Origin of the sequence: Candidatus Clostridium eludens (genome assembly GCF_045310515.1) — a bacterium.
GTDB classification, from domain to species: Bacteria; Bacillota; Clostridia; order Clostridiales; family Clostridiaceae; genus Clostridium_B; species Clostridium_B eludens.
Genome location: NZ_JBJHZX010000103.1, coordinates 1 through 3,767, shown reverse-complemented (window position 1 = coordinate 3,767; position 3,767 = coordinate 1). Strand labels below are relative to the sequence as shown.

The window sequence follows — 3,767 nt, the reverse complement described above, 5'->3', positions numbered from 1 at the left end:
AGCACTCCATGAAAGTATTTATTGAAATTTTTAGAAGATTAACTTGTTATAACCATATATATGTCCATACGTCAGGCTATATACCTGCTTACTCTAAACAACTCCAAACTGTTCCCTTATTAAATCAGAAAGACCTTTGCCAGTTACTATAGCCATTCTTGCATTCATTTCTTGTATAACAGCTAAGCTGAAGGTTATAAGTAGCAACCCCCATAGCATGCTATAACCATATGAAGCTCCAATAGTTACATATGTAGCTATTCCACCAGCATCGTTACCTGCATTCACTGTAATCAGCCCTGGTCCAATTATACCTAATATAAATAAAAGTTTATTTTTCTTTTTCATCAGATTTTACCTCCCCATTATACAAGAGAATAACCTTTAGGCTCCATCAATTGAAGCAGGTATTCTCTAGATTTTTTATTTCTTGATATGTGTATTTTAACAATATATAAATGACTAGGGTCTGCTTCCATTGACCTCACCTCCTAACAAAAAAATAGAAGAGCCTCAAAAAAGGCTCAAAAACTACAACTAAAAAAATTATATCTTTCGTTGAGCTTTAGCACTATACAGCTTTGAGAAAACCTCAGCTTCATTAAGTAGAACCTTAATTCGGTAATACCTGCTAACCCATTGGTATCTTTCGATATTTCTGGGCAGAAGCGTATATCTTGTATAGGAGCCTCACCTAACAATACACTATTAAATTATTTCAAAATTTATTGTTCTTTGTAAGTATAGATTTTTTTATTTAGTTTGTCAATAGAATATGTAATTAATGGAATTTTATTAGTTTCCACAAATTGTGCTAAAACAGCCTTAGAGCTGTTCCCGATTGTAGACAATAGAACTAATATACGAAGTAATTAAATATTAGACTTATTTTGCTCAATTAGGGTGTACTGAAAAATAAAACCAGAGTATTTTTCGTTCTAGTTGATAAACAAAATCATATTTTCACCAGTTTTGAGTACATTATAGAACATTAATTTAATTTTATCTTTGAGCGATATGTTCTTTTACCATCAACTAGGTCCCATCTAAGTTAAGCGTTCTTTTAAAAATCACATAGAAGGTATTTGAGGTAATACCATCCATTGAAATAGAAAATTTCATTAAAATCAAAATAAATTTTCCTTAAAGAGAAATATTATAGATAATGCACAAATTAAGGCTGATATTACCCATACGGATAAAAAAGCATTGTGGGACTTATTAAAAGGTATTCCAGGTACATTCATAGCAAAAGATCTAAATATAATACGTGGAATAAACATAATTATGGTTATAGAAGCTACAAGTTTTATCGCTATGTTTAGATTATTAGATACAACAGAAGCCAGTGCACTCGTGGTTTTTCCTAAGATATTGCTATAAATGTTAGTCATTTCTATAGCTTGCTTGTTTTCAACTATAACATCTTCTAAAATATCTTGATCTTCTGGATATTTTTGCAACAACTCTAATTTCAACATTTTTTCTAAAGTTATTTCATTTGCTTTCAAAGATGTGGAGAAATAAACAAGAGATTTTTGCAAAGATAAAAGTTCAATAAATTCTTTGTTTTTCACAGATTTATGAAGTCTCCGCTCAATTATCACACTTGTTTTATCTATCTTGTTTAAATAAAGTAGATAATAATGGGCTATTCTATAAAGTATTTGTAAAATAAATCTAGAGTACTTGAAAGTATAAAAAGCTTTCACTTTCCCATCTATAAAATCTGTAAGAACTTCACTATTTTTTAGACAAACTGTTATTAGGCTAGATTGTGTATAAATTATTGCAAGAGGATAAGAACAATAAGTTAAAGAATTAGCATCCATTCTCATGAACGGAATATCAACTATTATCAGTAAATTATTATCATAGATATCTATACGAGATGTTTCTTCTTCGTCAAGTGCAGTTCTTAAAAAATTTAATGGAACACCAGATTGTTCTGATATTAAGAGCAACTCATCATTGGAAGGTGCTACAACATTAATCCAGCAACCGCGTTCTATAAAATCTAAAGGTTGTATATTATTTGGCGTACCTACGGTTTTATAAATTGAAATCATATAATGCCCTCCCTGTAAAATATAATATTATATATTTTAACTATATTATATATTAATAAAACGTATTTTAAACCAGGCAAGTAAAATAAAATTATTTTAAATTTTGGTTATCATTTAATTATTCTCTTCCTTTTAAACATTCGGTAACATTACTAAGCCTCCTCTTATTCCTTAAGTTGATTTACAACTATTATTTAATGCCATAATAACCCACTTAATTATTTTGAAATCAATATATACTTATTTTACAAAATCAAAAAAATACGTTCTAAAAACTCTATTAGCAGAATTTTAAAAGACTTTTATAAATTCTTAATCACCATATAAATTTACAGCCCATATATTATTAATGTAACTAATAAAAAGAGAGAACATATATGGCATTGTTTTTATCTGCATTATTGTTTAGCTTATCCTCTAACTTAGATAATGTAGTTGTAGGAATAGCTTATGGAATAAAGAAAATAAATGTGAGCATAATTGCAAATCTCATAATAGCAATTATAACATCTACCGGAACCTTTTTATCTATGTCAATTGGAGGATATATATCGAAATTTTTACCTCACTATATGACTAATAGTTTAGGTGCCGTAGTTATTGTTATCTTGGGAGTATATTTTGTAATTCAGAGCATATTGAAACTTATAAACAATACCGAGTCGAAGGAACTTGCCCTGAAAAATATTCATGACATGATTGAATATGCCGAAAAATCGGATTTAGATAACTCTGGTAACATAAGCATGAAAGAAGCTCTCCTTGTAGCATTCGGATTAACTTTTAACAACTTAGGAACTGGAGTAGCTGCGAGTATAACAGGAGTTAGTATTCAATTTACAGTCATATCTACATTTATATTGAGTATCATTACAATTGTATTTGGTCAAGCTATAGGTAACCATGTATTAGGTAAGTTCTTGGGTAAATATGCACCATTATTTTCAGGTATATTGCTAATAATACTCGGTATTATTGAATTCTTTAATTAACATTTTTGTATTTACGAAAATCAAAATATTAGCAAGTAGCACGAATATTGGTAACAATAAGAGTCTATTACTCTATTAATTAGTTCATCATTAATGAATTTAGGAAAGTAGTAAATTTAATACTCTCCTCTTATCATGATAAATTACACTTGTATAACATATATTTATCCCAAGGAACAAATAAATCCTCCAAGAAAGAGGACAATTTAATAAATTTGGAATAATAGATAAATTTATGTGAATCCATCTATTATCCCAAATTTTATTTCGTTCAATTATCATTTTCATGCTATTTAGCGTACTAACAGCCACACTCTTTTAAACCAAATACTTATATCCAAAATTAATTGTATCAATAACTTTATTTACACTATACTTTGCACTTTTAACCTTCTCAATATATAATTCCTCTGCTTTCTTAACTCCCCAGGGAGTACGCCTTATTTTCTCCATAGCCCTATACTCCATTTACCTTGTCCTAACTCCTGTAACATTAAATATCTCCCCTACTTATTATTGCAATAATATTTAGCCAAGATTTTTACCCACTGCCATATAAATATTTATCAGCAAAATTCATGGTTTCTATGTCCCAATGAATACTATGACTTGATTCCTCTCTCTTTTGGATATACAGTTCTTTTGCCTTCCTTGCTCCCCAGGGTGATTTTCTCATTTTTTCAAGGGCTGTACGTTCAATATTATT

At 29.2% G+C, this 3,767-nt stretch carries 3 protein-coding genes, 1 pseudogene and 1 riboswitch; of the genes and pseudogenes, 1 reads left to right on the top strand and 3 read right to left on the bottom strand.

Features of this window, described 5'->3' with window-relative positions; all coding sequences use genetic code 11:
• Positions 1-99 precede the first annotated feature (99 nt).
• Both ACJDU8_RS25225 and ACJDU8_RS25220 read right to left on the bottom strand, forming a co-directional pair.
• Positions 100-348, bottom strand: a pseudogene (locus ACJDU8_RS25225) (divalent metal cation transporter); the annotation flags it as partial.
• A gap of 195 nt (positions 349-543) precedes the next feature.
• A riboswitch (M-box (ykoK) riboswitch) is annotated at positions 544-709 on the bottom strand.
• Positions 710-1,127: 418 nt separating this feature from the next.
• Positions 1,128-2,069 (bottom strand): magnesium transporter CorA family protein, encoded by a 942-nt coding sequence (locus tag ACJDU8_RS25220; protein WP_406794942.1) that lies wholly within the window; start codon positions 2,067-2,069, stop codon positions 1,128-1,130.
• Positions 2,070-2,446: 377 nt separating this feature from the next.
• Between ACJDU8_RS25220 and ytaF the strand changes: the two genes are divergently transcribed.
• On the top strand, positions 2,447-3,061 hold the full coding sequence (gene ytaF, locus ACJDU8_RS25215; RefSeq protein WP_406794941.1) for a sporulation membrane protein YtaF: 615 nt from the start codon (positions 2,447-2,449) through the stop codon (positions 3,059-3,061).
• 318 nt (positions 3,062-3,379) lie between these two features.
• On the opposite strand, the gene ACJDU8_RS25210 is transcribed toward ytaF, so the two are convergent.
• Positions 3,380-3,514 (bottom strand): hypothetical protein, encoded by a 135-nt coding sequence (locus tag ACJDU8_RS25210; protein ID WP_406794940.1) that lies wholly within the window; start codon positions 3,512-3,514, stop codon positions 3,380-3,382.
• Positions 3,515-3,767 lie beyond the last annotated feature (253 nt).